Genomic DNA, 25,551 nt, shown 5'->3' with positions numbered 1-25,551 from the left:
CAGGCACCGCACGCTAAATCAGAATATATTATAGACGATAAATGTGAATATTTCAATCGAATTGACATCTGACGACGGATGAGATATAATAATCATCCGCAAGTAAGCTGGACAGCCGCGTGGGCAGTGCCGAAAGGCCGTCCATGAGGAAAGTCCGGGCTCCGTAGGGCAAGGATAACGGATAACATCCGCCGGGGGCGACCCTAGGAAAAGTGCAACAGAGAGATACCGCCTTGTCCCCGAATGGGGCCCCACAAAAGCATCTGCTTTTGTGGGGAGAGGAGGCGCAGCGGAATGAGCGAGCTTTGTCCCTTGGGACGAAGCGAGGGATATGAAGCTTGCGCCGACGACGAGGTAAGGGTGGAAAGGCGAGGTAAGAGCTCACCCGATGGCTGGAGACTGCCCATCGCTGTAAACTCTATCCGGAGCAACACCGTGGAGGGACATATGGCCGGCCCGGCCGTCCCGTGGAGGTGGCTGGAACGCGTTGGCAACGGCGCGTCTAGATAGATGGCTGTCTTAAAGGACAGAACCCGGCTTACAGGCTTGCTTGCGATATGAGAGCCCGGAGCACAGCGCTCCGGGTTCTCTTTTTGTTTTTTTCAGAAATGAGCTTGACACTTCCCTTACGTCAGATGGTACACTTCTCTCAAAGGGAGGCATCGTCCATGAAGATGAAAGAAGTGTGTACGGCCACGGGCTTGACGGAACGGGCGGTGCGGTTCTATGTTCAAGAACAACTGGTGCCCCCGCAATCCCAGCAGCGTGGCGGCCGTACTTGGCTGGATTTTTCCGAGGCAAATGTGGAACGGCTTTGGGCGATTGGGACTCTGCGGAAGGCGGGCTTTACCATCGATGAGATTCGCTCCATGGGGCGAGACTTCCCCAATAATGCCCCCAATGTCGCTTTCCATCTGCGGCGCCGACTTCAAGAGGCGATCGATGCCTATGAAAGACTGAGACATATCGACGTTGCCCAGGCGGACGACCTAGAGGGCTATGCCGCTCTTCTAGAATGTGAGGTGAACGATCGGCCGATCCCGGATTCCGACCGTCCACGCGTGCGCCATGTGGATCTGGACGCCTGGCACGACCGGATTGAATGGCTGCTCATGCTGGGAGCGGTTTTTCTCTTCTGGCTCCTCTACAACAATATTGTAGATTTACTGTCCGACCGTTTTGCGCTGCTGTCCATCGCATTCTGGAACCCGTTGGTTTACTTCCTGCTCTTTGTGATTCTTCCCCTGCCCGTAGCATTGATCCTGGGCAGCAAGGCAGGAAAGTGGCTGTGCCGCCATTTTGAATATGTGCCATGAGAAGAAAAGAGCCTGCCGATTTGGCAGGATAAGGTAGAATAAGGGACCTGTTGACAAAGACGAAATATGGGCTGAGAAATTATATTCTCGGCCCATATTTTATCCATTAGCATTGCAGAAAAGATGGCTTTAACCATCCTTTTTAGGTTTAATGCCATGGCAGACAGGAGACATTCCTCAGTCGCTGCAAGAATGCCTCGTTTCCGAATTTTTAAAAGGTTATGCTCCCTTTTCATAGCAGCAAAGCTGCCTTCAGCCCATATTTTTCGTTTTCTCATCATGTACAGGTATTCCGGAGTATTGACCCTTAAATGCCCTCTGTAAAACGCAGGATAGCAGCTGCTGGCCAGAATTCTTCTACGCACACCGGCTGTATCAAAACAAGTCTTACGGGAAGTGCATTTCCGGCAGACATCTCCCTGTACCTGGTAACAACGAAGATATTTCCCTGTGGACTTATTGCAGTTCAGACGGTGATATACAAGAGGCTGTCCCATTGGGCAAATAAATGTATCCTGNAATAAGTTTCGCAAAAACAAAAAGAGACATGGTTTGCAGATCTCTGGTAGAATGAAGTCGCGACACACCATCCTGAAAGGAGACAGCAAACCATGTCTGAAAAGATAGTACAGCTAAATGAAGAAGTAATCAAGGGGCAGCTCAAGGAGTTGGTACGAGGCAGTGTAGAGGAAACCCTCAACGAGCTGCTGGAGGCCGAGGCTCAGAAGCTAACCCAGGCTGCCCGGTATGAACGCAATGAGCAGCGCCAGGGCTATCGCAGCGGCCACTATAGCCGAAATCTCACCACCACTTCTGGAGATGTCACCCTGAAGGTGCCTAAGCTCAAAGGGATTTCCTTTGAGACCGCTATTATTGAGCGGTACCGCCGCCGGGAGAGCAGCGTGGAAGAGGCTCTCATTGAGATGTACCTGGCAGGTGTGTCCGTCCGGCGCGTGGAGGACATCACGGAGGCCCTATGGGGCAGCAAAGTCTCTCCCTCCACCATCAGTGAGCTGAACAAGAAAGCGTATGTTCACATTGAAGATTGGCGAAATCGTCATCTGCAAGGTGGGCGTTATCCGTATGTCTATGTGGATGGGATCTATCTGCGCCGCAACTGGGGCGGAGAGTTTGAAAACGTAGCCATTCTGGTAGCAATTGCGGTCAATGAGGACGGATACCGTGAGGTTTTGGGTGCCGCAGAGGGCATGAAAGAGGACAAGGCCAGCTGGGTCAGCTTTTTCCAGTGGCTGCGTGGCCGTGGTCTGGACGGCGTGAAACTCATCGTTGGAGACAAGTGTCTTGGTATGCTGGAAGCTGTGGGAGAGGTGTTTCCTGAGGCCAAATACCAACGGTGTACCGTTCACTTCTACCGCAATGTGTTTTCAGTCACGCCTCGCTCCAAGGTGAAGCTGGTAGCCAAAATGCTCAAGGCAATCCACGCCCAGGAGAGCAAGAAAGCCGCCCGTGAGAAGGCCAAGGCCGTGGTAGAAGAACTGCGTGCTATGAAACTGAAAGAGACGGCTAAGAAAGTAGAGGATGGCATTGAGGAGACGCTTACCTATTGCGACTTTCCCAGCGAACACTGGACTCGCATCCGTACCAATAATGTCATTGAAAGGCTGAACCGGGAGATCCGCCGCCGCACTCGTGTAGTGGGCAGTTTCCCGGACGGCAATTCTGCCCTTATGCTGGTCTGTGCCCGATTACGCCATGTGGCTGGTACCCAGTGGGGTGACAAAAAGTACATGAATATGAAGCATCTGGAGGCTGCCGTTGAGGATGCCTCCATTGCCGACTGACTTCATTTTTCCCGAAGCCTGCAAACCAATTTGCGAAAAACTCTGGACCTGTTGACAAAAGTCCCAAACACCCCATTCCCATGGTATAATTAAAATAAGGGAGGGATGGAGCATGATGGGACGGCAAAGCGGTCAGAAGAGTATGGTGATTCTGGATATAGCAGAATTAATTCCACGCGATCACTTACTTCGGAAAATCAATCAGATGGTTTCATTTGACTTTATCTACGATCTTGTAGCGCCATATTACCCTGCAAATGGCCGCCCATCTGTTGACCCTGTTAGTATGTTTAAAATGCTGCTGGTGGGATACCTTTATGGCATCAAGTCAGAACGCCGGCTTGTCCAGGAAATTCAGCTAAACATTGCTTATCGTTGGTTTTGTGGCTTTGAGCTTGGAGAAAAGATACCGGATCATTCTACCTTCAGCAAAACAAGAGTCCGCAAGTGGAATGAGAGCAGCTTGTTCCAACAGATCTTTCTGGAAATTGTCCGATGCTGCATGGAACAGAAATTGATAGACGGCAAAGAGATGGCCTCCGATGGCAGCTACATCCCAGCCGAAGTTTCAAGGAACAGCTGGATGGATATAGAAGTTGAAGTCGAGCAGAGCATGTTGAGCTATCTTGATAATCTGGACCAGGAGCTTGCATCACAGCCGGGATTTAAGAAGCCAGCGAGCCATACAGTCACCAAAAAGATTACAACAAGCACAACAGATCCTGAGTGTGGCTATATCCACCACGGGAGCAAACGAGGTGTGGGATACCTCATGGAAGCGACCGTAGATTGTAAATATGGGATTATTACAGGAGTAGATGTATTACCGGCAAATGAAAAAGAAAGCCTCTTGGTTTTGCGGCATTTGGAACGGCAGCAAAAACAGTTGGGCCTGTCTATGGAGAAAGTTGCTTTGGACAGAGGGTATGACACTGGTGCTGTTCACAGGGGCTTGGAACTACTGGGAATTACCGGTTATATTCCGGCCATCCGTTTTCCCAATGACCCAAGTAAATATGGATTTTCATATGATCCGCAACAGGATACATTTATTTGCCCAATGGGACAGCCTCTTGTATATCACCGTCTGAACTGCAATAAGTCCACAGGGAAATATCTTCGTTGTTACCAGGTACAGGGAGATGTCTGCCGGAAATGCACTTCCCGTAAGACTTGTTTTGATACAGCCGGTGTGCGTAGAAGAATTCTGGCCAGCAGCTGCTATCCTGCGTTTTACAGAGGGCATTTAAGGGTCAATACTCCGGAATACCTGTACATGATGAGAAAACGAAAAATATGGGCTGAAGGCAGCTTTGCTGCTATGAAAAGGGAGCATAACCTTTTAAAAATTCGGAAACGAGGCATTCTTGCAGCGACTGAGGAATGTCTCCTGTCTGCCATGGCATTAAACCTAAAAAGGATGGTTAAAGCCATCTTTTCTGCAATGCTAATGGATAAAATATGGGCCGAGAATATAATTTCTCAGCCCATATTTCGTCTTTGTCAACAGGTCCAGAGTTTTTCGCAAAATGGTTTGCAGCTCCTGGCATGAATGAAGTCAGCCAGCAATGGAGGCGTCCTCAACGGCAGCCTCCAGGTGCTTCATATTCATATACTTCTTATTTCCCCACTGAGTTCCGGCCACATGGCGCAGCCGGGCACAGACCAGCATGAGGGCAGAGTTGCCATCCGGGAAGCTGCCAACCACACGGGTGCGGCGACGGATCTCCCGGTTCAGCCTCTCAATCACATTGTTGGTGCGGATGCGGGTCCAGTGTTCACTGGGAAAATCGCAGTAGGTAAGGGTCTCCTCAATGCTGTCCTCCACCTTCTTGGCAGCCTCTTTCAGCTTCATAGTGCGCAGTTCTTCTGCCACAGCTTTGGCCTTCTCACGGGCCGCTCTTTTGCTTTCCTGGACGTGGATTGCCTTGAGCATCTTTGCCACCAGCTTTACCTTGGAACGAGGTGTGACCGAGAACACATTGCGATAAAAGTGTACGGTACACCGCTGGTACTTGGTTTCGGGAAATACTTCTCCCACAGCCTCCAGCATACCAAGGCATTTGTCTCCAACCACCAGTTTAACCCCATCCAGACCCCGGCCACGCAGCCACTGGAAGAAGCTGACCCAGCTAGACTTGTCCTCTTTCATACCCTCGGCGGCACCAAGAACCTCACGGTATCCATCCTCATTCACTGCAATCGCCACCAGAATAGCTACATTTTCAAACTCCCCGCCCCAGTTGCGGCGCAGGTAGATCCCATCCACATAGACATACGGATAGCGCCCACCTTGCAGAGGGCGGTTCCGCCAGTCCTCAATGTGGACATACGCTTTCTTATTCAGCTCGCTGATGGTGGCCGGAGACACCTTGCTCCCCCACAGAGCCTCGGTAATATCCTCTACGCGCCGGACGGACACGCCTGCCAGATACATCTCAATGAGAGCTTCTTCTACACTGCTCTCCCGGCGGCGATACCGCTCAATGATAGCGGTCTCAAAGGAGATCCCCTTGAGCTTGGGCACCTTCAGGGTAACGTCCCCAGAAGTGGTAGTGAGGTTCCGGCTATAGTGGCCGCTGCGGTAGCCCTGGCGCTGCTCATTACGCTCGTACCGGGCTGCCTGGGTCAGCTTCTCCGCCTCGGCCTCCAGCAACTCGTTGAGGGTTTCCTCTACGCTTCCGCGTACAAGTTCCTTGAGCTGCCCCTTGATTACTTCTTCGTTTAGCTGTACAATCTTCTCGGACATGGTTTGCTGTCTCCTTTCAGGTAAGCGTAAAAACAGTCGGCGGCTTGTCAGGGTAAAATGCCTCTGCCAAACTATAAGAGTCTGAGGAAGTGCATGGTAGTACCAAGTAGTACCAGAGAGTGTCCCAGACTCCAAGATAGTGAGGTGCAGACATGGAGAAGGCAGCAAGTTTACAGAGANATCCGGGTGGTGGGCTGCTGGGCTCATGCCAGGCGAAAATTTGACGAGGCGCTGCAAACGCTGCCCAAAGAGAAACGGCAGGAATCTCTGGCGGCCACCGGCGAGTGTTACTGCACCAGGCTGTTTCAGTTGGAGCAGGCTCTCGTGGAACTGACGCCGGAAGAGCGCTATACCAAGCGGCTGGAACTGGAGAAACCGGTTCTGGACGCTCTGTTGGCATGGGCAAATGAGACCAGCGCCAAGACGGCGCCCAAGTCCGCCTTGGGCAAGGCACTGCACTATCTGCGGGAGCAGTGGCCCTATCTGGTACGCTATCTGGAGGACGGCAGGCTGGAACTCTCCAACAACCGTGCCGAGCGCAGCATTAAGCCCTTTGTCATAGGCCGGAAGAACTGGCTCTTTTCCAACACCCCGGCCGGCGCCCAGTCCAGCGCTGTGATCTACAGCCTGATTGAGACCGCAAAGGAGAACGACCTGAATCCCTACCGCTACCTGGTTTGGCTCCTGCACAACGCGCCTGACATGAGCCAGACGGATGAAGCCTGGGCCGAATCTTTCCTCCCGGTGAACGCACCCCAGGAATGCAGAAGTCCTAAATCATAATAGAACTGCAGGCCGCCATCTCAATGCACAGGCACTGAGATGGCGGCCTTTTTATGCGCAGGGAGATTTGACGGTTACAATGTAAATGCTCCCCCCGGTAATAGAATGCTATAGCAAAACCCCCGGACATAGTGCCGGGGGCGTTGCTGTAGCCGGTCATGCTGTGGCAACTCTGGAGCTGGTATGGCGCTTATGCCTTGTAGCTTTCTTCCAATCAATATAGTGCGCCGTCCAAATCCCCTCCCAATACGGATCAAGCCCAATACAGCCGGGGGTAGCCTGCCCCTTATCAAAAAACAATTTGTTCAAAATGGCGTCGATCTCTGCGTCAGTAGCTTCTACCATGGCTTTGGCCTGCTTTCCGTTCCTCTTATCCGCCTTTAAAATGATGCTGCATTGTGTGGGCTGCACATTTAAGCGAATACGGGCGTTACTGGTGCCGTCAAACTGTTCCGGCATGGAGCCATGATAGGATAGCTCTATACTATCTTTACTGGTGCTGTGGTGGCAGTTGATTTTGTCCATATCCAGGGAAAAACCGCCGTATGTCTGAAGCATGGTGTTTTGAAGTTTCATTTTGAACGCTCCTTTATTCTTATTTGAAAAGCGGCCTACTATATTTAAAGAAAGAAAACCGCTTTTGCTAACATGGTAAATTTTGTTTGTGCAGTTTATGCAGAAAAAAGTCGTTTATTAAAATGTACCCTATAAAGTGGACACGCAGAGCAGCAGAGATCCCATGTTGTGGACACACAGAAACGACTGCGGTCCCATGAAAGTAGACAGGGTGAACTTCCAATCAAACCAGTGAAATGGACATGCGTTTCATTTCCCCCGAGAGTTGTGGTAAGATAAAAAAGCAAGGACTGGGAGGAATCAAAACATGAAACGGAATCGAAGGCTGTTCAGCGCATACGAAATGGAATTGCTGGCACGAAATCCATATACCTACAGGGTTCGTGCAAGGCAGCTTCTGTTTACTGCGGAGTTTAAGCGCCGTTTTTGGGAGCAGTACGAGCGCGGCGGAGAAGTGCAGCAAATTTTTGAAAACATGGGATACGATCCGCTGGTTGTCGGGTACACCCGTATGCACAGCGTTCCGCAGAACCTGAGAAAAGTGGTTGAGGCAGGCCGCCCATTTACGGATGGGTATTCGGGGCGTGGTAAGAAATCTTCGGAAAGCGGTTGGCATAAGAGCCGTTCGGAACAACAAGCAGAGGAAATGCAGCATGAGATCACACACCTTCGCCAGCATGTGGAGTTTCTAAAAAAATTACAGATGCGGGCAATGTGGGAAAGCGGAGCCGGCAATGACCATGACGCCAAGCCGGAAATTTGAGCTGATTCACGAAACGCTGCTTGCCGGTGATAATGTTTTGAATATATCCGAACTATGTGAGCTTGCCGGGGTTTCCCGTTCCGGATACTATCGCTGGCTGAATGCCGAGCCGGTGCGGATAAAGCGGGAATCACAGGATCGCGCGGATTTTGAGCTGATTTTGCAGGCATATCGGTTTCGTGGCTATGATAAGGGCATCCGTGGAATCCATATGCGCCTGCTCCATTTGCCGCAGCCTGTACAAATGAACGTCAAGAAAATCCAGCGTCTCATGCGGAAATATGGCCTGTCCTGTCCAATCCGCAAAGCCAATCCTTACCGCCGGATGGCAAAGGCACTGAAAACCAACAATGTGGCTGGGAATCTCCTGAATCGGGAGTTTACGGCGCATGGGGCCAGAAGCGTGCTTCTCACAGATATTACATATATTCCTTATAACAGAACGTTTTGCTACCTTTCGACGATTTTGGATGCATACACGAAACAGGTTTTATCCTATGCGGTCAGCGCTTCCCTTGAATTGGATTTCGTGCTGGAATGCATAAACCTGCTGGTTGAAAAGCATGGCGTTTCGCTCAACGCAAAAACGCTGATTCACAGCGATCAGGGCTTTCATTACACCAGCTATCGGTTCATCCAACTTCTGAAGGATCATGCTCTGCGCCAATCCATGTCTCGCCGGGGAAATTGCTGGGACAACGCTCCGCAGGAAAGCTTTTTCGGGCACATGAAAGATGAGATTGATTTATCTGGCTGTATCACATTTGAGCAGGTCAGAGCGATTCTTGACGATTGGATCGACTATTACAACAATGACCGTTACCAGTGGCAGCTTGCAAAATTATCTCCAAATGAATTTTACACGTACATCACTTCAGGCGTTTATCCGCTGCAAGGCAAACCGCCTGTGCATGAAAAATAGCTTCTGACCAGATCTATGGTCACATAACAACTCTCATGTTTTTGGTATTTCATTGTGTCCTTGACTTTGGGTACACTTTATGCTTTATAAAGTATCGCCGTAATAGGTACTACTCTCTGCTTATGTCCCTTCCCATTTGCAATAACAATAAAGTCCTCATGTATATCCTCTGGCCTCATACAGCATAGCTCCCAGCACCTGATACCAGTCTCAAATAGCATTGTTAATACTGCTCTGTCCCTCACCGCCATATAGTCGCCACCGCTACAATCGTTCAACATAGCCCGCACATGGTCTGGCTTAAAGGCAATAATAACCGGCCTCTCCTCCTTGCACCACTTAAAATTATGCTTTGTGTTGAATCCGCCCATATCCTCATCATAGCAATACTGAATGAAAGACTTGATTGATTTCAGCAACCCATTGACATATGTACCCTTGCGTCCCCTATCTACCATGTATTTTGCGAATTGCCGCACGATAGCCGGGGTTAAATCCTCCAGCTTGTTTACCCTCGCATTTTCCTCACAATAACGCAAAAAGAGACCAAGGTTAGTACGATACCCCTTGATAGTCTTAGGGGTGTATTTCCTAACCTCGATCTCTATTAGATAGTCCTGTATAGCTGCCGAAAGACGCATAGCATTAGCCTCCACTGTATAGCACAATAACAGGTCTAATGTATAGCATCGCTCGCCGGATTTTCGATTTACTCAAGTAAAGCCGCTCGTTTAGAAAGTTGCAAAAAGCCGAATATCCAGACGTTTTTCGCTGGTTTCCAGCCAAATCAGCCCTGGTCCCAGTTGTGCCAGACGTTCTGAACGTCATCGTTCTCCTCCAGGAGGTCAATGAGCTTCTCCATGTTCTTGATGTCTTCCTCATTTTCTAGCTTGACATAGTTCTGAGGGACCATCTCCACAGCGGCCTGCAGGAAGGCGTAGCCCTTCTCCTCCAGGGCGGCCAGAACAGTGCCGAAGGCATCGGGATCAGTGTAGATCTCAAAGGTCTCCTCTTCCGCCTGCATGTCGTCGGCGCCGGCATCCAGGGCATCCATCATGACGGTATCCTCGTCCAGATCTTCCTTCTCGATGACAATGACGCCCTTGCGGTCAAAGGACCAGGACACACAGCCGGTGGCACCCAGGCCCTTGCCATACTTGTCCAGCAGGTGACGGACTTCGGGAGCGGTACGATTGCGGTTGTCGGTGAGGGCATCCACGATAACAGCCACGCCGGAGGGACCGTAGCCCTCGTACACCACGTTCTCGTAGCTGTCGGTATTGCCGGAGCCCAGAGCCTTGTCGATGGTGCGCTTGATGTTGTCGTTGGGCATATTGGCCGCTTTAGCCTTGGCGATGACGGTAGCCAGGCGGGAGTTGTTATTGGGGTCGCCACTACCGCCCTGCTTCACCGCCACGATCATCTCGCGGGCGATCTTGGTAAAGATCTGAGAACGCTTTGCATCGGCAGCGCCCTTGGTCTTCTGAATATTATGCCACTTGGAATGTCCTGACATTGGATTCGTCCCCTTCTAAATTCTCAAAAATGCTAAAATATTGTACCACAAAGGCGATTATAGTGCAAGCCCTAGCAGTAAGAAAATACCTCTCTGTGCCGTTTGGTAAGGGTAATTTCCACCTCGGGGAAAGCCTCGCGGAGCGCATCAGCCAGGATGGGACAGATTACATTCTCAGTGGGATAGTGTCCGGCATCGATGAGGTTGAGGCCCATGTCCCTGGCGTCCAGGAACTGGTTGTACTTCACATCGGAGGTGACAAAAGTATCACATCCAAGAGCCAGCGCCAGGTGGCCCATATCGCCGCAGGCGCCGCCACCCACCGCTACCCGACGCACCGGCCGACCAGCGTCCACATATCGGACACCGTTGGCCCCCAGTGCCCGCTTCACGAAAGCGGCGTACTCTGCCGTGGAGGTTGGTGCATCAGCGGCTGCGCTGCCAGCCCGGCCGATGCCGATGGGACGACCCAGACGGTCGGTGCCGGAGGGCTCCAGCACCACAGTGTCGGTAAGGCCCAGACGGTCGGCCAGGGCATCGTTGACACCACCTACGGCAGCGTCCAGATTGGTGTGAGCGCAAATGGCCGCAATCCCCTTCTCCATCAGGGCCAGCAGGGTCCGACCCACCGGGTCCCGATCGGTAATGGATTTGGCGGGATGGAAGATCACCGGGTGGTGGGAGACAATGAGTTCGGCTCCCAGAGCACCAGCCTCCTCCGCGACCTCCTCGGTGATGTCCAGGGAGACCAGCAGGCGCTTGACCTGGCGGTCACTCCGGCCTACCAAAAAACCGGCGTTGTCAAAATCCATCTGGGTGTCAAAAGCCGCAATGCTGTCCAGAAACTCGAATACATCCTTTACCGCTGCCATCTGTCCCACTCCTCCTTCATCTGATTTAGCCCCGTCAGCACCTCGTCCAGCTGAGGCAGCTTTTCGAGGTCCTCCGGCCGCGTGGAATGCCGCAGTCCCTCCAACATATGCGCCACCCGCCCGGCAAGACGGTCTAAGTAGGTTGCCCGCAGAGGCGACTCCATACCGCGGTACTGGCGCCCCGCCCACTCTTCGGCAGGTGTCAGTGGGACCATGGAGCCGGGGATGGCAGTGATGACCACATAGATGGTTCTCCCCTCCCCTACCAATATCTCTTGCGTGATGCGGAAGCCGCTGCGCCACAGCCAGCTCCGCAGCTCCTCCACCGAAGTCATGGGCTGGAGAAGAAAGGTGTGGTTTGCCGATGTCGCCCAGGGACAGGCGGCCAGAATGGCGGCGATCGTCTCACCGCCCATACCGGCGATGGCGCACACATCCACCTCCTCACCCCGGATGGGAGCAAGCCCATCCCCCAGGCGGAAGGACAGCCGCTCCGTCAGTGCGTGGCGGCGAGCGGTCTCTCTGGCCTGTTCCAGCGGACCCTCCCGCAGATCGCTGGCGATTGCGTGCTGGACGATCCCCCGCTCCAAAAGCCATACCGGCAGCCGGGCGTGATCGGTGCCCACATCGGCAAAGCGGGCCCCTTCCGGTACTTGTTGCGCCAGAGCCAGCAGTCTGGGTGTCAGTTCAATGGGACGCACCCTCTTCTCCCCTTTCTGAATCTATTTTACGCATAGAAAAACGGAGCGGCGGCTGCCGCTCCGTCTTGTGCTGCATTAGTTGGCGGCGGGGACGATGGAGTTGATCTTCTCCAGCAGAGCGTCAACATCCACGCCGTGGACCATGCAGGCCTGCTCCACGGTCTCGCCGCGGGAAGAGGGGCAGCCCAGGCAGTGCATTCCGATAGAAAGGAACACAGGAGCGGTCTCGGGGGCGATGTCCAGGATGTCGCCGATGATGGTATCCTTGGTGATGGTAGCCATAAAAATAAACCTCCAAAAAGCTAGGATTTGGGTATGCTTTAGTATACCCCATTATTCCGCATTTTTCAATAGGAAATGTACGATTTCCTGCAAAAGAAAAAAGAGACGCCACGAGGGCGTCTCTTTTTCAAGCCGTATGAAATTTAGCGGCCCTGCTCCTCCCGCATACGGGCGAAGCACTCGCTGCAGTAAACAGGACGATCAGACTTGGGCTCGAAGGGAACCTTCGCCTCGCCGCCGCAGGCAGCGCAGGTAGCGGTGAAGTACTCGCGGGGGCCACGGGCAACGGCCTTGCGGGCATCACGGCAGGCCTTGCAGCGCTGGGGCTCGTTCTGGAAGCCGCGCTCAGCGTAGAACTCCTGCTCACCAGCGGTGAACACGAACTCCTGGCCGCATTCCTTGCATACAAGTGTCTTGTCTTCGTACATGATCTTTTCCCTCTCTTTGACTGTTTGCCCAGGTCCGGAATAAACCGATCGTGCTGGGACTGATATATTGCGTTCAGCCTTCGCTGAAATCGCCGGAAGAAATGTGCCGTGCTACCTTGCGCCGGATGCGCTGCACAGCGTTGTCCACCGCTTTCGGGGACCGTTCCACCTGAACGGCAATCTCCGCATAGGAATAACCACGGAGAAAGAGCGTCAGGATCTTTGCCTCCAAACCGGATAGCTGTCCCTTGAGCGTCCCAAGACGCTCCCGGCGTTCCTCCCTGCTGATATACATATCCTCAGGGTTTTGCAGGGGTGGCCGGGATGCGGTGAATGGATAACGGTCGGTGTTCCCATCAAAAAGAGGGGTTTCGTAAGAGACATAGTGGTTAAGTGGATCGTGCTTATCTCTGGCTGCCGCCCGGATGGCGGAGAGAATCCGATTTCGGATACAGGTCTCAGCATAGGTCCGAAAGGTGCTTCCCTTTCCTAGGAGAAATTCTCGAATGGCACTCAACAGCCCCAGCATTCCCTCCTGAATCAAATCCTCGCTGTCTCCACCCGCCAGAAAATAGGGTCTGGCGCATATGCGCACCAAACGGTTATAGCGCATCACGAGGATCTCCTCTGCGACACGGTCACCCGAGGCGGCTTGCAGACATAAGGCCTCATCCGGGAGTGCATTTTGATCGGTATCTGCTGATTTCATTCCAAGACTCCTTGTCTATTATAGGTCGGAAGCACCCCAAATGTCAAGCATTTATGCAGATTATTTTAGCGGTTTCCATAAAATCAGAGGGTTTTTATGAGATTTGCCAGTCTGTCGGCACAGGCTTGGGCAGTTGCCTCGGTCTCGGCCTCTACCATAACCCGTACCAGCGCCTCGGTACCGGAGGGGCGCACCAGGATGCGGCCATTGCCAGCCAGCCCCTTCTCCTCCTCCGCAATGGAGGACTTCAGCGCAGGCGAGGCCATAATGGCCTGCTTCTGGGCGTTGTCGGCCACAGCCACGTTGACCAACACCTGGGGGTACTGCCGACAGTCGGCCACCAGCTGGGATGCCTTGTGCCCGGAAGCCTTGAGGATGCTCAGGAACTGAAGGGCGGTGAGCTGCCCATCGCCGGTTGTGGCATGCTTGAGGAAGATGGTGTGGCCAGACTGCTCTCCGCCCAGGACATAGCCATCCTTGAGCATCCGCTCCAGCACATTTCGGTCACCAACGTCAGTACATACAGCCTGCATACCATTCTCGGCCAGAAAACGGTGGAGCCCAATGTTAGACATAACGGTGGCTACGATGGTGTTGCCAGGCAGCGCTCCCTGCTCCTTGAGGTAACGGCCACAGGCGGCCATGATCTGGTCGCCGTCGATGGGTGTTCCCTCTTCACTGACGGCGAGGAAACGGTCGGCGTCACCGTCGAAAGCCAGGCCCAGGTCATAATTGCCCGCCTTCACCATAGCGGCCAGTCCCTCGATGTGAGTGGAGCCGCAGTTGGTGTTGATGTTCACCCCGTCAGGGTCAGCATTGATGATGTCGCAGCGGAGACCATCAAAGCGATCAAAAAGATCGGGCGCGGTGGCGGAGGAGGCGCCGTTGGCACAATCCACCAGAATGCGCAGACCGGAAAAGCCAGCCGGGACGGTAGACACCAGATGGTCGATATAATCATTTCGGGCACTCTCATCGGCATAAATGACCTTGCCGATGCCATCATGGGTTTTGAGTGGGATCTGCTCCACCGCGCCGGAGAGGATCAGATCCTCAATCTGGCCCTCCAACTCATCGGAGAGCTTGAAGCCCTGGCCGTTGAAGATCTTAATACCATTGTGTTCAAAGGGGTTGTGGGAGGCCGAGATGACTACGCCGGCGTCAGCCTTTCGGTCCACTGTCACCCAGGCCACGGCTGGGGTGGGGATGACGCCCAGGTGGAGGACGTCGGCGCCGGCGGAGCACAGGCCGGCAGTGAGAGCACCCTCCAGCAGGTCGGAGGAGATGCGGGTATCCTTACCAATGGCCACCAGGGGCTTGCGCCCCTCCTCCCCGCGGAGGACCTGGGCCGTGGCCAGGCCCACCTTGTATGCCAGCATGGCGTCCAGTCCGGCGTTAACCACGCCGCGGATGCCGTCGGTCCCAAACAATTTACTCATATATGATCACCTATTACAATATATTTACGGTTCAAGGCACGGCAGCCAGCCGTGTCTTTTTCCGCATCGTTGCCAAAGCTGTTAGAATGGGAAGGTATTGGCCTGACGTTGTTCTCCAGGGACTGACACGTCCGCAGAAAAGTCTGTCAGCCAGCCTCTCATTCGCAGCGTTCGATTGATGCAGGTAGAGCCGCCATTCCGGTGCGTCCGTGTCAGCAAATAGATTGAATCGGCAATGATGAAAGGGCTGGTCGCCAAATTACAATCTACGATAGGAGTGTTGGGCAATGAACGCAGCGGGGATCGATGTTTCCAAAGGAAAGAGCATGGTATCTGTCATGCGTCCCTTGAGAGAGGTGGTGGCAAAACCTTTTACTGTGCGTCACACCGGCAGTGAACTCAAGGAGCTGGCAGACTACTTGAAAAGCCTGGACGGTGAGACGCGGGTGATCATGGAGCACACTGGGCGGTACTACGAGCCTGTGGCCCAATTTCTCCATGACGCGGGGCTGTATGTCAGCGCGGTAAACCCGAAGCTCATCAAGGACTATGGGAACAACACGCTGCGCAAGGTCAAGACGGAAAAGGCCGATTCCCGGAAAATTGCGAAGTACGGTCTTGACAACTGGGTGGAACTGCGGCAACATACACCTATGGATAACATTCGTTACCAACTGAAAACCCTGAACCGGCAGTGCAATCTGTATACCAAGACCAAGACGATGATGAAGAACAATCTCATCGCTCTCCTGGACCAGACCTATCCCGGTGTGAACGCCCTGTTCGACAGCCCCGTCCGGGAGGATGGCACACAGAAGTGGGTGGATTTTGCTGCGTCCTTCTGGCATCTGGACTGTGTGCGGGGTATGAGTCTGCCCGCGTTCACCGAGCGTTACCGCAAGTGGTGCAAGCGGCAGGGTTACAACTTCAGCATCGGCCGGGCCGCTGAGATCCACACAGAGGCGCAGGACTTGATTGCGATGCTCCCCAAGGACGCCTTGACCAAGAGATGATGGTACGGCAGGCCATTGACGCTCTAAACGCCGTTTCCAAGTCCCTGGAACATCTCAAGTCCGAAATGCGCACCCTGGCCGCACAGCTTCCCGAATATCCAGTCGTCATGGCTATGCGCGGTGTGGGAGACTCCCTCGGTCCGCAGCTTATGGCGGAGATTGGGGATGTGACCCGTTTTACACGCAGAGGCTCTATTACTGCCTTTGCGGGAGTTGACCCTGGCTCTGACCAATCCGGAACTCATGAAGCCAAGAGTGTCCATACTTCCAAAAGCGGGCCGCCAGAACTGCGAAAGGCTCTTTTCCTGGTCATGGATGCCCTGCTGAAAACGATGCCCGCAGATGACCCGGTGTACCGTTTTATGGACAAGAAGCGGGCCGAGGGCAAACCTTATCTGGTTTACATGACAGCCGGCGCCAACAAGTTCCTGCGCATCTACTACGGGCGGGTAAAGGAATATCTGGCGGCACTGGAAAACGCTGATTGACCACTTCCATACATCTTCAATTTGACCGGCGCTTGCGCGGCGGTCTTTTTGTCTTGCCCTTTTTTCGCCTCCTCTGGCATCTGCAAATTTTCCTCAATTCCCTGTTGACTTTTTATTTGCAGACTTTTCTTTTCGAATTGGTCAAACTTTTTTCAGTACCATTTCACCGCTTAGCCTCAAAAGCTCAGCTGTTCCATACCCATCCCGCCGGGGATGGACAGGCCCAAATGCTCATAGGCCCGCCGGGTGACGCAGCGCCCACGGGGGGTGCGGGTGAGGAAGCCCATCTGCATGAGATAGGGTTCATACACGTCCTCCAGGGTGACGGCCTCCTCGTTGATGGTGGCGGCCAGGGTTTCCAGGCCCACCGGCCCGCCGCCGTAGTGCTCAATGATGCTGCGGAGCATCCGCCGGTCGATGGCGTCCAGGCCCAGGTGGTCCACCTCCAGGGCGGTGAGGGCCTCGTCGGCCACCTTGCGGGTGATGACGCCGCCCGCCTTCACTTGGGCAAAATCCCGGACCCGTCGTAGCATCCGATTGGCGATACGGGGGGTGCCACGGCTGCGTTTGGCGATCTCCATGGCGCCGTCGGCCTCGATGGGCACCTCCAGGATGTCCGCCGACCGGGTGACGATGCGGGAGAGCTCCTCCGGGGTATAGAGCTCCAGCCGCAGGGTAACGCCGAATCGGTCACGCAGAGGGGCGGAGAGCTGTCCTGCCCGGGTGGTGGCGCCGATGAGGGTGAACTTGTGCAGGTCCAGCCGGATGGAGTTGGCGGAAGGACCCTTGCCAATAATAATGTCGATGGCGAAGTCCTCCATGGCAGGATATAAAATCTCCTCTACGGAGCGGTTGAGCCGGTGGATCTCATCCACGAAAAGGATGTCGTTCTCCGCCAGGTTGGTGAGGAGGGCCGCCAGGTCGCCTGGTTTTTCGATGGCAGGGCCGGAGGTAATGCGGATGTTGACCCCCATTTCGTTGGCAATGATGCCGCTGAGGGTGGTTTTGCCCAGACCGGGCGGGCCGTGGAGCAGAACATGGTCCAATGGCTCATTGCGCATCTTGGCCGCCTGGATGAAGACCTCCAGGTTGCCCTTGGCCTTCTCCTGGCCGATATACTCCCGCAAAGTCTTGGGGCGCAGAGACCCCTCGTTTTCGTCGTCCCGGGTGAGGGACGTGGTCACCAGCGGGGCCTCCGTCTCGAACCCACCGCTGTCAGAAAAATCAATGCTCAAAGTTTCACTTCCTCACTTGCTTGCCCTGATTCCAGCTGCACACTCAATGGGAGCCGATAGCCACTCCATAAATATAGACCCCATCCTCTGGCCCATTTTGATAGCGTTTTATGGCCCTCTGGACTGGCCACACCATACTGCCACCATCCAGACGTACCGCTACATTGAGCTCTCCCTGAGGGTCCTGATCGTCTGTGATCCAATGACCACCATAGGTCCGGATCAACACATCGCCGATGTACGCCCCCAACCCAAAGATCCGCTGTCCGCGCTGCTCGGACAGCAATCCTCCGGGACCGCTCTGTTCATCAAAAAAACGGTCGACCTCCTTGAGACTTTCCAAAGTATGGTCCGCCTGATAGCCGGAGGAGATCAGCGCATTGGCAATCCAATCTTTTGCCGTGGTCAGATCATCCAAAAGAGTTGGCGTTTTTTTCTTCCCAAACAATGTACCCAACAGCCCCATGCTGTCTCACCTCTCTCTAGAAGATGACCATTAAGGCTGCCAGCCGTCCAGCAGCTCTGCCACGCAGTCCAGGAAAGCACCCTCTCCCAGAGTGTTGATCTTGAAGAGCACCGTCTGGCTGCCACCGGAGGTGATGCCGGACACGAAAATTCTGCCGCTGTCCTCCACCAGAGTGAGATTCAGACTCACCCGGTTGCCGCCCATCATGCTATAGCGCTCATAGACCCGTACAGCACAGTGCAGGCCATCGGTGCCGTAATAATCGCTGCCGTCCTCATAGCTTGCTGAGGCACTGCCGTTAAGGATACCGGTGTAGGTAGTCCAGAAGGTCGTCGAGATCGCCAGTAAGATGCCGTTCCAGTTTGGCCATGAGGGCTCCCCCTTCTCTATCCCTTTACCATTTTCTTGAGGGCCTGCTTAATGATCTCCTCCAGACTTAGGGCGTCCAAATCGATGCCCTTGAGGGCCACGCCGATCTCTGCCGTGGAGTACCCCAGCACCGCCAGAGCGGCGGCAGCCTCGGAGGACTTGTTCTCCGGAATGACGGTGACACCGGTACCGCCATAGCTCTCCCCGCCGGGGGCGATCTGTCCCTTGGCCAGCTTATCCTTCAGCTCCAGGATGACTCGCTGGGCAATCTTCTTGCCAATACCGGGCGCCACGGTGAGGGCCTTCTCGTCCCCGGTTATGATGCTCATGGCCAGGGTCTCAGGGGTGCTGGAGGAGAGGATGGAGAGTGCCGCCTTGGGCCCCACTCCGGACACGCCGATGAGGAGTTGGAAGCAGTTGCGCTCATCCTCCGTAAAGAAGCCGTAGAGCTCCATGGCGTCCTCACGGACGTTCAGGTAGGTGTAGAGCCTGGCCGTCTCCCCTTTTTTCAGACGGGCCAGGGTGTTGTTGGTAGTACGGCAGGCGTAGCCCACTCCCCCGCAATCGATGACCGCCAGATAGGGCGCCAGATGGGCCACAGTTCCGTTAACATAGTAAAACATGGTGTTACCGCCTTATATGTACTAATCTCTGCTGCGCACAGCGTACCGCCCGCTGCCAGGGGTGGCCGGGTCCAGGACGGCCAGCCGGGAGGTGGCCGACCGGGCGTGGCAGAGGGCGATGGCCACCGCGTCGGCGGCGTCATCCGGCTTTGGGACGGTCTGGAGCCCCAGCAGCCGCTTGGTCATCTCCATGACCTGCCGCTTCTCCGCCTTGCCATAGCCGGCCACAGCCTGTTTGACCTGGGAGGGCGAGTACTCGAAGATGGGGACGCCCGCCCGCTCCGCCGCCGTCAGGATCACGCCCCGGGCCTGGGCCACGCCGATGCCGGTGGTGACGTTGTTGTTGAAAAAAAGCTCCTCCACCGCCATGGCCTGCGGCCGGAAGGCGGACAGAAGCTGGGCCATGTCATCCTCGATCTGGAGCAGCCGGGCCGGCAGGGGCTGCCCCGCCGGAGTGGTGATGGCGCCGCAGCGGATCAGCCGCTGGTGTCCGCGCTCTGACTCTAGAATCCCAAAGCCAACAATGGCGAAGCCGGGGTCAATGCCTAAAATGATCATGGTATCCTCCAAAGGTTATACATATTTTATTGTACCACGGCGGAGTGACCGGCGCAACCAGGAAAAATGTCTCCAGCAAGACAGAGCGCCTGGACAAACGTCCAGGCGCTCTGTCTTTTAGAAGGAAAGGATTCCTGAGCATCCTCATGTTCCATATTATGCGCGGGGGTGAGCCTTAATATACACATCCTTCAATTTGGGGTTTACCAGTTGGGCGTAAATCTGTGTTGAGGAGATGTCGGCATGCCCCAGCATCTCTTGAATAGAACGCAAATCCGCCCCATTCTCCAGCAGGTGGGCAGCGAAAGAGTGCCGCAGTGTGTGGGGTGTGATCTCCTTCTGGATACCGGCCTTCTCCTGGTAATGCTTGATGATCTTCCAAAAGCCCTGCCGGGACATGCGCTTTCCGGTCATGTTCACAAAGAGGGCCGGTTCATCAGGGGACTCCAGCAGCTGCGGGCGCACGTTTTTCAGATACTCAGAAAGCGCTCGGATGGCGGCGGCATACAGAGGGATGATCCGTTCCTTACTTCTCCCCTTCCCGGCACAGCGCAGAAATCCGCCGGGAAGGTTCAGATCGTCCACATTGAGATCAATGAGTTCGCTCACCCGGATACCGGTGGCATAAAGAAGCTCCAACATGGCGTGGTCCCGGCAGCCCTTGGGGTCGGTTCGCTCCGGCTGCTCCAGAAAAAGCTCCACCTCTTTGCTGGTCAGAATCTGAGGCAGCTTTCGCTCTACCCTGGCCGGTGCCACTCCCCGGGCTGGATTGGAGACCACCTTCCCTGTCCGGATGAGGTAACCATAGAATGATTTGAGCGATGCAGCCGCTCTGGTTACGGTGGACACGGACTTGCCTCGGCTGGTGAGGTAACGAACATACCCTTCCACATCCGATTGGTTCACTTTGGTGAGTGTCAGTCTCTCCCGGACACAGTACTCCGCAAACTGCCGCACATCTCGCAGATAGGAGCTCAGGGTGTTTTCGGAGGCCTTTTTTTCTGTCCTGAGATAGGCTTCATAGCCATTGATCTCATCCATCCGATCTCCTGCCTTCTCTCAAATCGTAAAATCAAAAGAGCTCTGCCACAGAGGCCAATAGGGCCGGCACCGCCCAACATTCCAAAGCAGCGGAGAGCGCCAGAGCGGCTGCGCACAGCCCGCTGCGCGCCCAAAAGATCCGTCCCGGCAAGGACGGCGAACTCTTCCCCCCCACCAGAATCCGTCCGGTCAATTCCATGGCGGAGAGCAGTCCCTGAACCCCCAAAAGAAACAGGGCTGGTATGGAAATGAGTCCTGTAAACCCGAAGGCGAAAAAGGCCAAAATAGCACCCGCCCCGCCGAAGATCCGCACAAAAGAAGAAACCGCAAAGGAGAGAAGAAATCCGCGTACCGCAAAAATGGCCGGAATTCCGATCACCCCCAGCGCAGTAAAGCTGAGCAGCAGGGTGAGTAGCGGCCAGCGGACTGCCTCCCAAATGGCAGCCACCGGTTCCGGCGGAGTGGCATTTCCGGTCTTAGCTGCCGCCAGATAAGCCTGGAGATAAGTACTCAGACTCTCCTGTCCTTCTCCACCTACCTGAGCCGCCAAAAAGAGCCCTACCAGTGCCCCGACGGCAAATGCCACGGACAATACTGCCAGAGCCGGAGTTATCCCACCAGGCGGCATATCCCAAAACCCTGCGATCTGCTTTCTCAATGCCCTCACCCCTTACGAGAGAACATATGAGACAAGCGTATCAAATAGGAGGATTATTTTCCGAGCTCTTTTGAGCGCCGGGTACAGCGCTCCATGGCATCCAACATCAGGCCGTCAAAATCCCTCTCCTCAAAGGCGGAGAGCGAGGCCAGCGTAGTGCCGCCCGGAGAGCACACCTGGCGGCACAGCTCCTCCGGGGTCTTTTCAGACTCCAGGAGCAGTCGGGCGGAGCCTTCCATGGTTTTAGCCGTCAATGTCAGAGCCGTCTGGGCATCAATGCCCACGGAAACCGCCCGGCGGACCATTATGTCGGCCATGCGGAAGAACCACGCCGGGGAAGAGCCGTTGACGTTGATGATATCGTCCATCTGCTCCTCTTTGATGACCGCCACAGCGCCGGCGGCGGAAAAGAGGTTCAGGACGGTCTGGAACAGATCAGCAGGCACATTTTCCGCCTGAGCTACCGCTGTTGCACCCACGCCCACCATCAGAGGGGTATTAGGCATAGCTCGAACCACCAGGGTACCAGGCAGAGCACTGCGCAACGCATCAGAGGAGATACCGGCAGCGATGGAGACCACACACTTTCCCTCTGTGAGGCCAGCCAGCTGAGGCAATACGACTGAGAACATCTGAGGCTTCACACCCAGAACAATCAGATCTGCCTGCGTCGCCACTTGAGTGTTGTCCGTGGCAGTGTGGATCCCCTCAGCAGCGAAGGGCTCCAGCTTTTCCGCGTGACGGTTGGAGAGCCATATCTGGTCCGGCACCACAAGCCCCTGTCCCAAAACGCCGCGCAGAATAGCGCCGTTCATATTCCCGGCTCCAATGAAGCCCAATACCGTATTTTCAAATCCGGCCATGCTGTCGGCCTCCCTATTGATTCTAAAAAATGTCTGACAAATGGACCGTCACCGGTCCCTTCGACAGACATTACTATAAACTCCATCGCATCATATTGCAATGACTTGACAGGATATTTTTTCATTTTTGGCAATTATGACAACATATTATGTAAAATAGATTATGTAAATTAATGAATGGGAGGAACTGAAAACGCCCTCGTCCGTTTGCATTATATACTGTATATAGAATGCAAATTATAATACATACTGCATATAGTGTTTACATTTGGTATATCTTTTGAATGGACCAGGCGCTATACAGAATGTAATCCCCTATTCCAGCCCAAACAATAGGCAACTGACAAACCCTGCGCATGGGCCTAGGCTCCGGCCAATTATGTCATCCTCTACTCCTCTCTGAGTCACCTTCTGCGCCGCTTCTTTTTCGGGCCGGCGCACAGGAGACCAGCAACGGCTCCGCCACACAGACAGCCGGACAGAAGTCCTAGGCCCCCTTGATCCATAGATACCGTATCGGCAAAGAACAGCAAACCGCCTGTGAGGAGCAGAAGAAAGAAAGCACCTCCCGCCGCCAGTCCAGACAGAAGCGCTCGACTGCCGCAGCGTTTTACCGTCAGGACACCGCCGGAGAAGCCGCCCAGCACGCAGGCGACGATAGCCAGCTTATCCATGGAGGTCTCGCCCAGCCAGCCTTTGGAAATACCAATCGAACAGAGCAGAAGAACCGCTAAACACACCGCCAGGGACAATAGACCACCAAGCAGTATGGCGGTCATGACCTGGAGCCATCTGACACCCTGCTCCTCCCCTGCTTTGCGCATAAAAACACCCTCCTCGCATCGCTTCTGATGAAGCCTATGCGTGGAGGGTGCTTGTCATGCTATAGAGTTAACTCACTTGGTGGTCTCAGTGGTCTGCGCGCCCTTGGTGGAGATGGCCCACTTGGCGAACTCCACCCGGACCCGGTCGGCGCTGGTCTCAATAACGATGCTCTCTTCCTTGACCGCGCAGACGGTGCCGATGATGCCGCCGATGGTGGTGACCTCATCTCCGATGGTCAGTTCACTGCGCATCTTTGCCAGCTCTTTTTTCTTCTTGTTCTCAGGCCGGATCAGCAAGAAATAGAAGATGGCCAGCATGACCACCAGCATACCGATCGTAGACATCCATTCCAAAAGACATTACCTCCAAATGATTGATTCCTGCTTCGTTTCAGGCTATGCTTGGACAGCTTTATATATTATACAGTCAACCGCCGTTTTTGACAAGCCTTTTGTAAAATTTATACTCTCTGGAAAAAGTCAAGCATTTATTGCGCACAAATTTTCACCTTTTATTTTGTCTAGGCCTTGTTTGAAAAATAAAAGTTGCACAAGAAACCAAGTTATGCGAAACTATGAGCATGAAACGATATGAATTAACAAAAGAACAATGGGAACGAATCAAGCCGCTGCTGCCACCGGAAGAAACGGGAAAGCGGGGTCATCCCCGGAAGGATAACCGGATCATGCTCAACGGAATGCTCTGGATCGTCCGGAGCGGTGCGCAGTGGCGTGAGCTGCCGGCGACCTATGGTCCTTGGCAGTCTATATACGCAAGATTCGCCAAATGGCGGAATGAGGGCACTCTGGAAGCGGTATTCCACACACTGTCTGCGGACGCGGATATGGAGAACCTGAGCATGGACTCCACTTGCGTAAAGGTGCATGAAAGCGCAAATGGCGGGGAAAAAAACGGCGGATAAGGCGGTTGGCCGTACCAAAGGCGGGTGGAACACAAAGCTCCACGCTGTCGTAGACGGTCTGGGAAACCCGGTGGAGTTCCTTCTCTCCGCTGGAAATGACCACGATTCGGTTCACGCTGTTGAACTGCTGAAAAAGGTCAGAATCGGCGGGAGTGCCGTGCTGGCAGACCGGGCCTATGGTGCCCGGACGATTCGGAAATATATCTCAGCGCACGGGGCCAGCTATGTGATCCCGCCGCAAAGCAACGTTTCCGATCCCTGGCCGGTTGACTGGCATCTGTATAAAGAACGCCATCTGGTGGAGTGTTTTTTCCAGAAAATCAATTCCATCCGGGCCAAACTGCCCCGGAACCTGTTCAACAGGAACTTCAGGATCAGGCTTATAGCTGATCTGCGGAATATAGGGAAGCAAGGAAAACCGAACCGCCCACAGATTTTTATTCAGAACTTCAATGTGTGGGTTTTCATGTTTCAACATTAGGCTTTCACCACCCTTTCTTTTTCGTTCTGCCGTAGAATATAGCGGGTTCACGATTTACAGAAATCAAAGTTATTCCCGGCTTCAAGAGCAACTGCGCAAGGGCCGCTTGGGTCATTTTACGGGTGATCTTCCCAATTCCGCCTTCAGGAAGAACCATAGAATATTCCACATGATGTTTGGGTTGGTTTGAACATCGTGACATAGATTTTCATGCCCCTTTCAATTTTGCTTTTTTAATTTCCTCGTCCACTTCTTTTAACAAGGCTTCTGCTCTCGCAAGCACCTTATCAACATTTTGAAGGCCAACGGGGGTGTAACCGTCCCTTCCTTTAATGCGGTGAGAGGACAGAGTACCCCAGTGGGTGCAGGGTCTCTGGCATCTCTGACGCGATCTCCGCCGCCGGTTTGCCCAATGCTCATGATATTCGCTACCGTTCCACTTTCGTGGTTGCACTCCACGATGAATGGGTGACCGCTTCGGATGGTAAACTTGTCCACGCCCCGGATAACCCGCCGCATGGTGTTATCCGCCAGTGGCCGGACGGCGTTCACACCATATTTTTCTTTCAGTTCCCGCTTACTGGCAAATACAGAGTAGCAAGGTACGCTCCAGTCGATGATCTCCGCGGCACTTTTCCATGGCATCAGCCGCCCTTCTCGTACCTCCTCGCTATCTCTCGGCCCATGCGTCCGTTCCGGCCACACGATAGGCCGCCCGTCGCAGCGAGCAACCAGCACAAAGCGTTTTCTTGTGGTCGGCGCTCCCAGGTCTGCCGCAACGATCTCCCGGTGTTCCACCTGATACCCCAGTTCCAGAAGCTGCCGCTTCCATTTTTGAAAGGTCTGTCCAGCTTTTTTCTTCACCGGTTTTCCTTTTCGTACAGGCCCCCAGGTAACGAACTCCTCCACATTTTCCAGGATAATCACCCGCGGGCGGACAGTCCCGGCCCATCGCAGCACAATCCACGCAAGGCCCCGGATATTCCGGTCTACCAGCGCCGCGCCTTTTGCTTTGGAGAAGTGCTTGCAGTCCGGCGAGAACCACGCAAGCCCCACCGGACGGCCCCGGCAAACCTCTCTCGGGTCTACATCCCACACGCTCGCTTGCATGTGTTCCGTGTATGGGTGGGTTGTCCGGTGCATTAGGATTG

General features: G+C 54.3%; 30 protein-coding genes, 1 other RNA gene and 1 pseudogene. 10 read left to right on the top strand and 22 right to left on the bottom strand.

The window, feature by feature from the left end; genetic code table 11:
- Positions 1–99 precede the first annotated feature (99 nt).
- Together rnpB and E0E29_RS11815 are read left to right on the top strand one after the other, a co-directional pair.
- An RNA gene (rnpB, locus tag E0E29_RS11820) (RNase P RNA component class A) lies at positions 100–557 on the top strand.
- 111 nt (positions 558–668) lie between these two features.
- On the top strand, positions 669–1,316 hold the full coding sequence (locus E0E29_RS11815; RefSeq protein ID WP_165449888.1) for a MerR family transcriptional regulator: 648 nt from the start codon (positions 669–671) through the stop codon (positions 1,314–1,316).
- Here E0E29_RS11815 and E0E29_RS11810 read toward each other — a convergent pair.
- On the bottom strand, positions 1,217–1,813 hold the full coding sequence (locus E0E29_RS11810) for a transposase (protein ID WP_130850002.1): 597 nt from the start codon (positions 1,811–1,813) through the stop codon (positions 1,217–1,219). The genes E0E29_RS11815 and E0E29_RS11810 overlap by 100 nt on opposite strands.
- Before the next feature lie 114 nt (positions 1,814–1,927).
- On the opposite strand from E0E29_RS11810, the gene E0E29_RS11805 reads away from it, so the two are divergent.
- Complete coding sequence (locus tag E0E29_RS11805) at positions 1,928–3,118, top strand: IS256 family transposase (protein WP_130850001.1); 1,191 nt, start codon at positions 1,928–1,930, stop codon at positions 3,116–3,118.
- A 112-nt stretch (positions 3,119–3,230) separates the two neighbouring features.
- The gene (locus tag E0E29_RS11800; protein ID WP_130850000.1) at positions 3,231–4,670 is read left to right on the top strand and encodes a transposase; all 1,440 of its coding nucleotides are present in this window, start codon (positions 3,231–3,233) and stop codon (positions 4,668–4,670) included.
- 6 nt (positions 4,671–4,676) lie between these two features.
- Here E0E29_RS11800 and E0E29_RS11795 read toward each other — a convergent pair whose 3' ends face one another.
- Positions 4,677–5,867, bottom strand: a complete 1,191-nt coding sequence (locus E0E29_RS11795) for an IS256 family transposase (RefSeq protein ID WP_130849999.1) — start codon at positions 5,865–5,867, stop codon at positions 4,677–4,679.
- Between the two features lie 57 nt (positions 5,868–5,924).
- Here E0E29_RS11795 and tnpC point away from each other — a divergent pair, with 57 nt between their 5' ends.
- On the top strand, positions 5,925–6,650 hold the full coding sequence (gene tnpC, locus E0E29_RS11790) for an IS66 family transposase (protein WP_130849998.1): 726 nt from the start codon (positions 5,925–5,927) through the stop codon (positions 6,648–6,650).
- A gap of 156 nt (positions 6,651–6,806) precedes the next feature.
- On the opposite strand, the gene E0E29_RS11785 is transcribed toward tnpC, so the two are convergent.
- Positions 6,807–7,226, bottom strand: a complete 420-nt coding sequence (locus E0E29_RS11785; RefSeq protein ID WP_130849997.1) for a hypothetical protein — start codon at positions 7,224–7,226, stop codon at positions 6,807–6,809.
- 307 nt (positions 7,227–7,533) lie between these two features.
- On the opposite strand from E0E29_RS11785, the gene E0E29_RS11780 reads away from it, so the two are divergent.
- Together E0E29_RS11780 and E0E29_RS11775 are read left to right on the top strand one after the other, a co-directional pair.
- Positions 7,534–7,989 carry an HTH domain-containing protein gene (locus tag E0E29_RS11780; protein WP_130849996.1) on the top strand — a complete coding sequence of 152 codons (456 nt, stop codon included), beginning with the start codon at positions 7,534–7,536 and terminating at the stop codon, positions 7,987–7,989.
- Positions 7,961–8,911, top strand: coding sequence for an IS3 family transposase (locus E0E29_RS11775; protein WP_130849995.1), 951 nt, complete (start codon positions 7,961–7,963; stop codon positions 8,909–8,911). Before E0E29_RS11780 ends, E0E29_RS11775 begins: the two co-directional genes overlap by 29 nt.
- 77 nt (positions 8,912–8,988) lie before the next feature.
- On the opposite strand, the gene E0E29_RS11770 is transcribed toward E0E29_RS11775, so the two are convergent.
- The 8 genes from E0E29_RS11770 to glmM form a co-directional block, all read right to left on the bottom strand.
- Complete coding sequence (locus tag E0E29_RS11770; protein WP_130849994.1) at positions 8,989–9,552, bottom strand: tyrosine-type recombinase/integrase; 564 nt, start codon at positions 9,550–9,552, stop codon at positions 8,989–8,991.
- 146 nt (positions 9,553–9,698) lie between these two features.
- Positions 9,699–10,427, bottom strand: a complete 729-nt coding sequence (locus E0E29_RS11765) for a YebC/PmpR family DNA-binding transcriptional regulator (protein WP_130849993.1) — start codon at positions 10,425–10,427, stop codon at positions 9,699–9,701.
- A 71-nt stretch (positions 10,428–10,498) separates the two neighbouring features.
- Positions 10,499–11,299: a Nif3-like dinuclear metal center hexameric protein gene (locus tag E0E29_RS11760; RefSeq protein WP_130849992.1), complete on the bottom strand. Its 801-nt coding sequence runs from the start codon at positions 11,297–11,299 to the stop codon at positions 10,499–10,501.
- Entirely contained in the window at positions 11,287–12,000 is a 714-nt protein-coding gene (locus tag E0E29_RS11755; RefSeq protein WP_130849991.1) for a tRNA (adenine(22)-N(1))-methyltransferase, read from the bottom strand. The genes E0E29_RS11760 and E0E29_RS11755 overlap by 13 nt, the downstream gene beginning before the upstream one ends.
- Before the next feature lie 75 nt (positions 12,001–12,075).
- Entirely contained in the window at positions 12,076–12,282 is a 207-nt protein-coding gene (locus E0E29_RS11750) for a DUF1858 domain-containing protein (protein ID WP_130849990.1), read from the bottom strand.
- Positions 12,283–12,425: 143 nt separating this feature from the next.
- Entirely contained in the window at positions 12,426–12,710 is a 285-nt protein-coding gene (locus tag E0E29_RS11745; RefSeq protein ID WP_130849989.1) for a zinc-ribbon domain containing protein, read from the bottom strand.
- Between the two features lie 73 nt (positions 12,711–12,783).
- Positions 12,784–13,419, bottom strand: a complete 636-nt coding sequence (locus E0E29_RS11740; RefSeq protein ID WP_130849988.1) for a sigma-70 family RNA polymerase sigma factor — start codon at positions 13,417–13,419, stop codon at positions 12,784–12,786.
- 83 nt (positions 13,420–13,502) lie between these two features.
- A complete protein-coding gene (glmM, locus tag E0E29_RS11735) occupies positions 13,503–14,858 on the bottom strand; it encodes a phosphoglucosamine mutase (protein ID WP_130849987.1) in 1,356 nt (451 codons plus the stop codon).
- Positions 14,859–15,145: 287 nt separating this feature from the next.
- Here glmM and E0E29_RS11730 point away from each other — a divergent pair.
- Positions 15,146–16,359: pseudogene (locus E0E29_RS11730) on the top strand (IS110 family RNA-guided transposase).
- 176 nt (positions 16,360–16,535) lie between these two features.
- On the opposite strand, the gene ruvB reads toward E0E29_RS11730, so the two are convergent.
- The 10 genes from ruvB to yajC form a co-directional block, all read right to left on the bottom strand.
- Complete coding sequence (gene ruvB / locus E0E29_RS11725) at positions 16,536–17,594, bottom strand: Holliday junction branch migration DNA helicase RuvB (protein WP_130849986.1); 1,059 nt, start codon at positions 17,592–17,594, stop codon at positions 16,536–16,538.
- 43 nt (positions 17,595–17,637) lie between these two features.
- Entirely contained in the window at positions 17,638–18,060 is a 423-nt protein-coding gene (locus tag E0E29_RS11720) for a hypothetical protein (RefSeq protein WP_130849985.1), read from the bottom strand.
- 30 nt (positions 18,061–18,090) lie between these two features.
- On the bottom strand, positions 18,091–18,366 hold the full coding sequence (locus E0E29_RS11715) for a DUF6054 family protein (protein WP_341273119.1): 276 nt from the start codon (positions 18,364–18,366) through the stop codon (positions 18,091–18,093).
- A gap of 80 nt (positions 18,367–18,446) precedes the next feature.
- On the bottom strand, positions 18,447–19,052 hold the full coding sequence (gene ruvA, locus E0E29_RS11710) for a Holliday junction branch migration protein RuvA (protein ID WP_130849984.1): 606 nt from the start codon (positions 19,050–19,052) through the stop codon (positions 18,447–18,449).
- A 21-nt stretch (positions 19,053–19,073) separates the two neighbouring features.
- Positions 19,074–19,610 carry a crossover junction endodeoxyribonuclease RuvC gene (gene ruvC / locus E0E29_RS11705; RefSeq protein ID WP_130849983.1) on the bottom strand — a complete coding sequence of 179 codons (537 nt, stop codon included), beginning with the start codon at positions 19,608–19,610 and terminating at the stop codon, positions 19,074–19,076.
- Between the two features lie 156 nt (positions 19,611–19,766).
- A complete protein-coding gene (gene xerD, locus E0E29_RS11700; RefSeq protein WP_130849982.1) occupies positions 19,767–20,651 on the bottom strand; it encodes a site-specific tyrosine recombinase XerD in 885 nt (294 codons plus the stop codon).
- A gap of 31 nt (positions 20,652–20,682) precedes the next feature.
- Positions 20,683–21,318, bottom strand: coding sequence for a hypothetical protein (locus E0E29_RS11695; RefSeq protein ID WP_423202445.1), 636 nt, complete (start codon positions 21,316–21,318; stop codon positions 20,683–20,685).
- Positions 21,319–21,362: 44 nt separating this feature from the next.
- Entirely contained in the window at positions 21,363–22,172 is an 810-nt protein-coding gene (proC, locus tag E0E29_RS11690) for a pyrroline-5-carboxylate reductase (protein WP_130849981.1), read from the bottom strand.
- Between the two features lie 404 nt (positions 22,173–22,576).
- Positions 22,577–22,996: a TIGR04086 family membrane protein gene (locus E0E29_RS11685; protein WP_242622482.1), complete on the bottom strand. Its 420-nt coding sequence runs from the start codon at positions 22,994–22,996 to the stop codon at positions 22,577–22,579.
- Between the two features lie 72 nt (positions 22,997–23,068).
- Positions 23,069–23,341, bottom strand: a complete 273-nt coding sequence (gene yajC / locus E0E29_RS11680) for a preprotein translocase subunit YajC (RefSeq protein WP_130850863.1) — start codon at positions 23,339–23,341, stop codon at positions 23,069–23,071.
- Between the two features lie 230 nt (positions 23,342–23,571).
- Here yajC and E0E29_RS11675 point away from each other — a divergent pair, with 230 nt between their 5' ends.
- The gene (locus tag E0E29_RS11675) at positions 23,572–23,919 is read left to right on the top strand and encodes an IS5 family transposase (RefSeq protein WP_130849980.1); all 348 of its coding nucleotides are present in this window, start codon (positions 23,572–23,574) and stop codon (positions 23,917–23,919) included.
- A complete protein-coding gene (locus tag E0E29_RS11670) occupies positions 23,894–24,400 on the top strand; it encodes a transposase (RefSeq protein WP_165449886.1) in 507 nt (168 codons plus the stop codon). The genes E0E29_RS11675 and E0E29_RS11670 overlap by 26 nt, the downstream gene beginning before the upstream one ends.
- 255 nt (positions 24,401–24,655) lie before the next feature.
- On the opposite strand, the gene E0E29_RS11665 is transcribed toward E0E29_RS11670, so the two are convergent.
- Positions 24,656–25,510 carry a DNA cytosine methyltransferase gene (locus E0E29_RS11665; protein WP_242622481.1) on the bottom strand — a complete coding sequence of 285 codons (855 nt, stop codon included), beginning with the start codon at positions 25,508–25,510 and terminating at the stop codon, positions 24,656–24,658.
- Between the last annotated feature and the right edge of the window lie 41 nt (positions 25,511–25,551).

It is taken from the genome of Intestinimonas timonensis, from assembly GCF_900626145.1.
GTDB lineage: Bacteria > Bacillota > Clostridia > Oscillospirales > Oscillospiraceae > Intestinimonas > Intestinimonas aquisgranensis.
This window is presented reverse-complemented; position numbering and strand designations above follow the sequence as displayed.

What these genes read in the sequence shown, in the direction of transcription:
- E0E29_RS11815 (WP_165449888.1), top strand. Translation starts at nt 669, where the DNA reads ATGAAGATGAAAGAAGTGTGTACGGCCACGGGCTTGACGGAACGGGCG.
- E0E29_RS11810 (WP_130850002.1), bottom strand. Translation starts at nt 1,813, where the DNA reads ATGGGACAGCCTCTTGTATATCACCGTCTGAACTGCAATAAGTCCACA.
- E0E29_RS11805 (WP_130850001.1), top strand. Translation starts at nt 1,928, where the DNA reads ATGTCTGAAAAGATAGTACAGCTAAATGAAGAAGTAATCAAGGGGCAG.
- E0E29_RS11800 (WP_130850000.1), top strand. Translation starts at nt 3,231, where the DNA reads ATGATGGGACGGCAAAGCGGTCAGAAGAGTATGGTGATTCTGGATATA.
- E0E29_RS11795 (WP_130849999.1), bottom strand. Translation starts at nt 5,867, where the DNA reads ATGTCCGAGAAGATTGTACAGCTAAACGAAGAAGTAATCAAGGGGCAG.
- E0E29_RS11785 (WP_130849997.1), bottom strand. Translation starts at nt 7,226, where the DNA reads ATGAAACTTCAAAACACCATGCTTCAGACATACGGCGGTTTTTCCCTG.
- E0E29_RS11780 (WP_130849996.1), top strand. Translation starts at nt 7,534, where the DNA reads ATGAAACGGAATCGAAGGCTGTTCAGCGCATACGAAATGGAATTGCTG.
- E0E29_RS11775 (WP_130849995.1), top strand. Translation starts at nt 7,961, where the DNA reads ATGACCATGACGCCAAGCCGGAAATTTGAGCTGATTCACGAAACGCTG.
- E0E29_RS11770 (WP_130849994.1), bottom strand. Translation starts at nt 9,552, where the DNA reads ATGCGTCTTTCGGCAGCTATACAGGACTATCTAATAGAGATCGAGGTT.
- E0E29_RS11765 (WP_130849993.1), bottom strand. Translation starts at nt 10,427, where the DNA reads ATGTCAGGACATTCCAAGTGGCATAATATTCAGAAGACCAAGGGCGCT.
- E0E29_RS11760 (WP_130849992.1), bottom strand. Translation starts at nt 11,299, where the DNA reads ATGGCAGCGGTAAAGGATGTATTCGAGTTTCTGGACAGCATTGCGGCT.
- E0E29_RS11750 (WP_130849990.1), bottom strand. Translation starts at nt 12,282, where the DNA reads ATGGCTACCATCACCAAGGATACCATCATCGGCGACATCCTGGACATC.
- E0E29_RS11745 (WP_130849989.1), bottom strand. Translation starts at nt 12,710, where the DNA reads ATGTACGAAGACAAGACACTTGTATGCAAGGAATGCGGCCAGGAGTTC.
- E0E29_RS11740 (WP_130849988.1), bottom strand. Translation starts at nt 13,419, where the DNA reads ATGAAATCAGCAGATACCGATCAAAATGCACTCCCGGATGAGGCCTTA.
- glmM (WP_130849987.1), bottom strand. Translation starts at nt 14,858, where the DNA reads ATGAGTAAATTGTTTGGGACCGACGGCATCCGCGGCGTGGTTAACGCC.
- E0E29_RS11720 (WP_130849985.1), bottom strand. Translation starts at nt 18,060, where the DNA reads ATGGGGCTGTTGGGTACATTGTTTGGGAAGAAAAAAACGCCAACTCTT.
- ruvA (WP_130849984.1), bottom strand. Translation starts at nt 19,052, where the DNA reads ATGTTTTACTATGTTAACGGAACTGTGGCCCATCTGGCGCCCTATCTG.
- ruvC (WP_130849983.1), bottom strand. Translation starts at nt 19,610, where the DNA reads ATGATCATTTTAGGCATTGACCCCGGCTTCGCCATTGTTGGCTTTGGG.
- xerD (WP_130849982.1), bottom strand. Translation starts at nt 20,651, where the DNA reads ATGGATGAGATCAATGGCTATGAAGCCTATCTCAGGACAGAAAAAAAG.
- proC (WP_130849981.1), bottom strand. Translation starts at nt 22,172, where the DNA reads ATGGCCGGATTTGAAAATACGGTATTGGGCTTCATTGGAGCCGGGAAT.
- E0E29_RS11685 (WP_242622482.1), bottom strand. Translation starts at nt 22,996, where the DNA reads ATGCGCAAAGCAGGGGAGGAGCAGGGTGTCAGATGGCTCCAGGTCATG.
- yajC (WP_130850863.1), bottom strand. Translation starts at nt 23,341, where the DNA reads ATGTCTACGATCGGTATGCTGGTGGTCATGCTGGCCATCTTCTATTTC.
- E0E29_RS11675 (WP_130849980.1), top strand. Translation starts at nt 23,572, where the DNA reads ATGAGCATGAAACGATATGAATTAACAAAAGAACAATGGGAACGAATC.
- E0E29_RS11670 (WP_165449886.1), top strand. Translation starts at nt 23,894, where the DNA reads ATGGCGGGGAAAAAAACGGCGGATAAGGCGGTTGGCCGTACCAAAGGC.
- E0E29_RS11665 (WP_242622481.1), bottom strand. Translation starts at nt 25,510, where the DNA reads ATGCAAGCGAGCGTGTGGGATGTAGACCCGAGAGAGGTTTGCCGGGGC.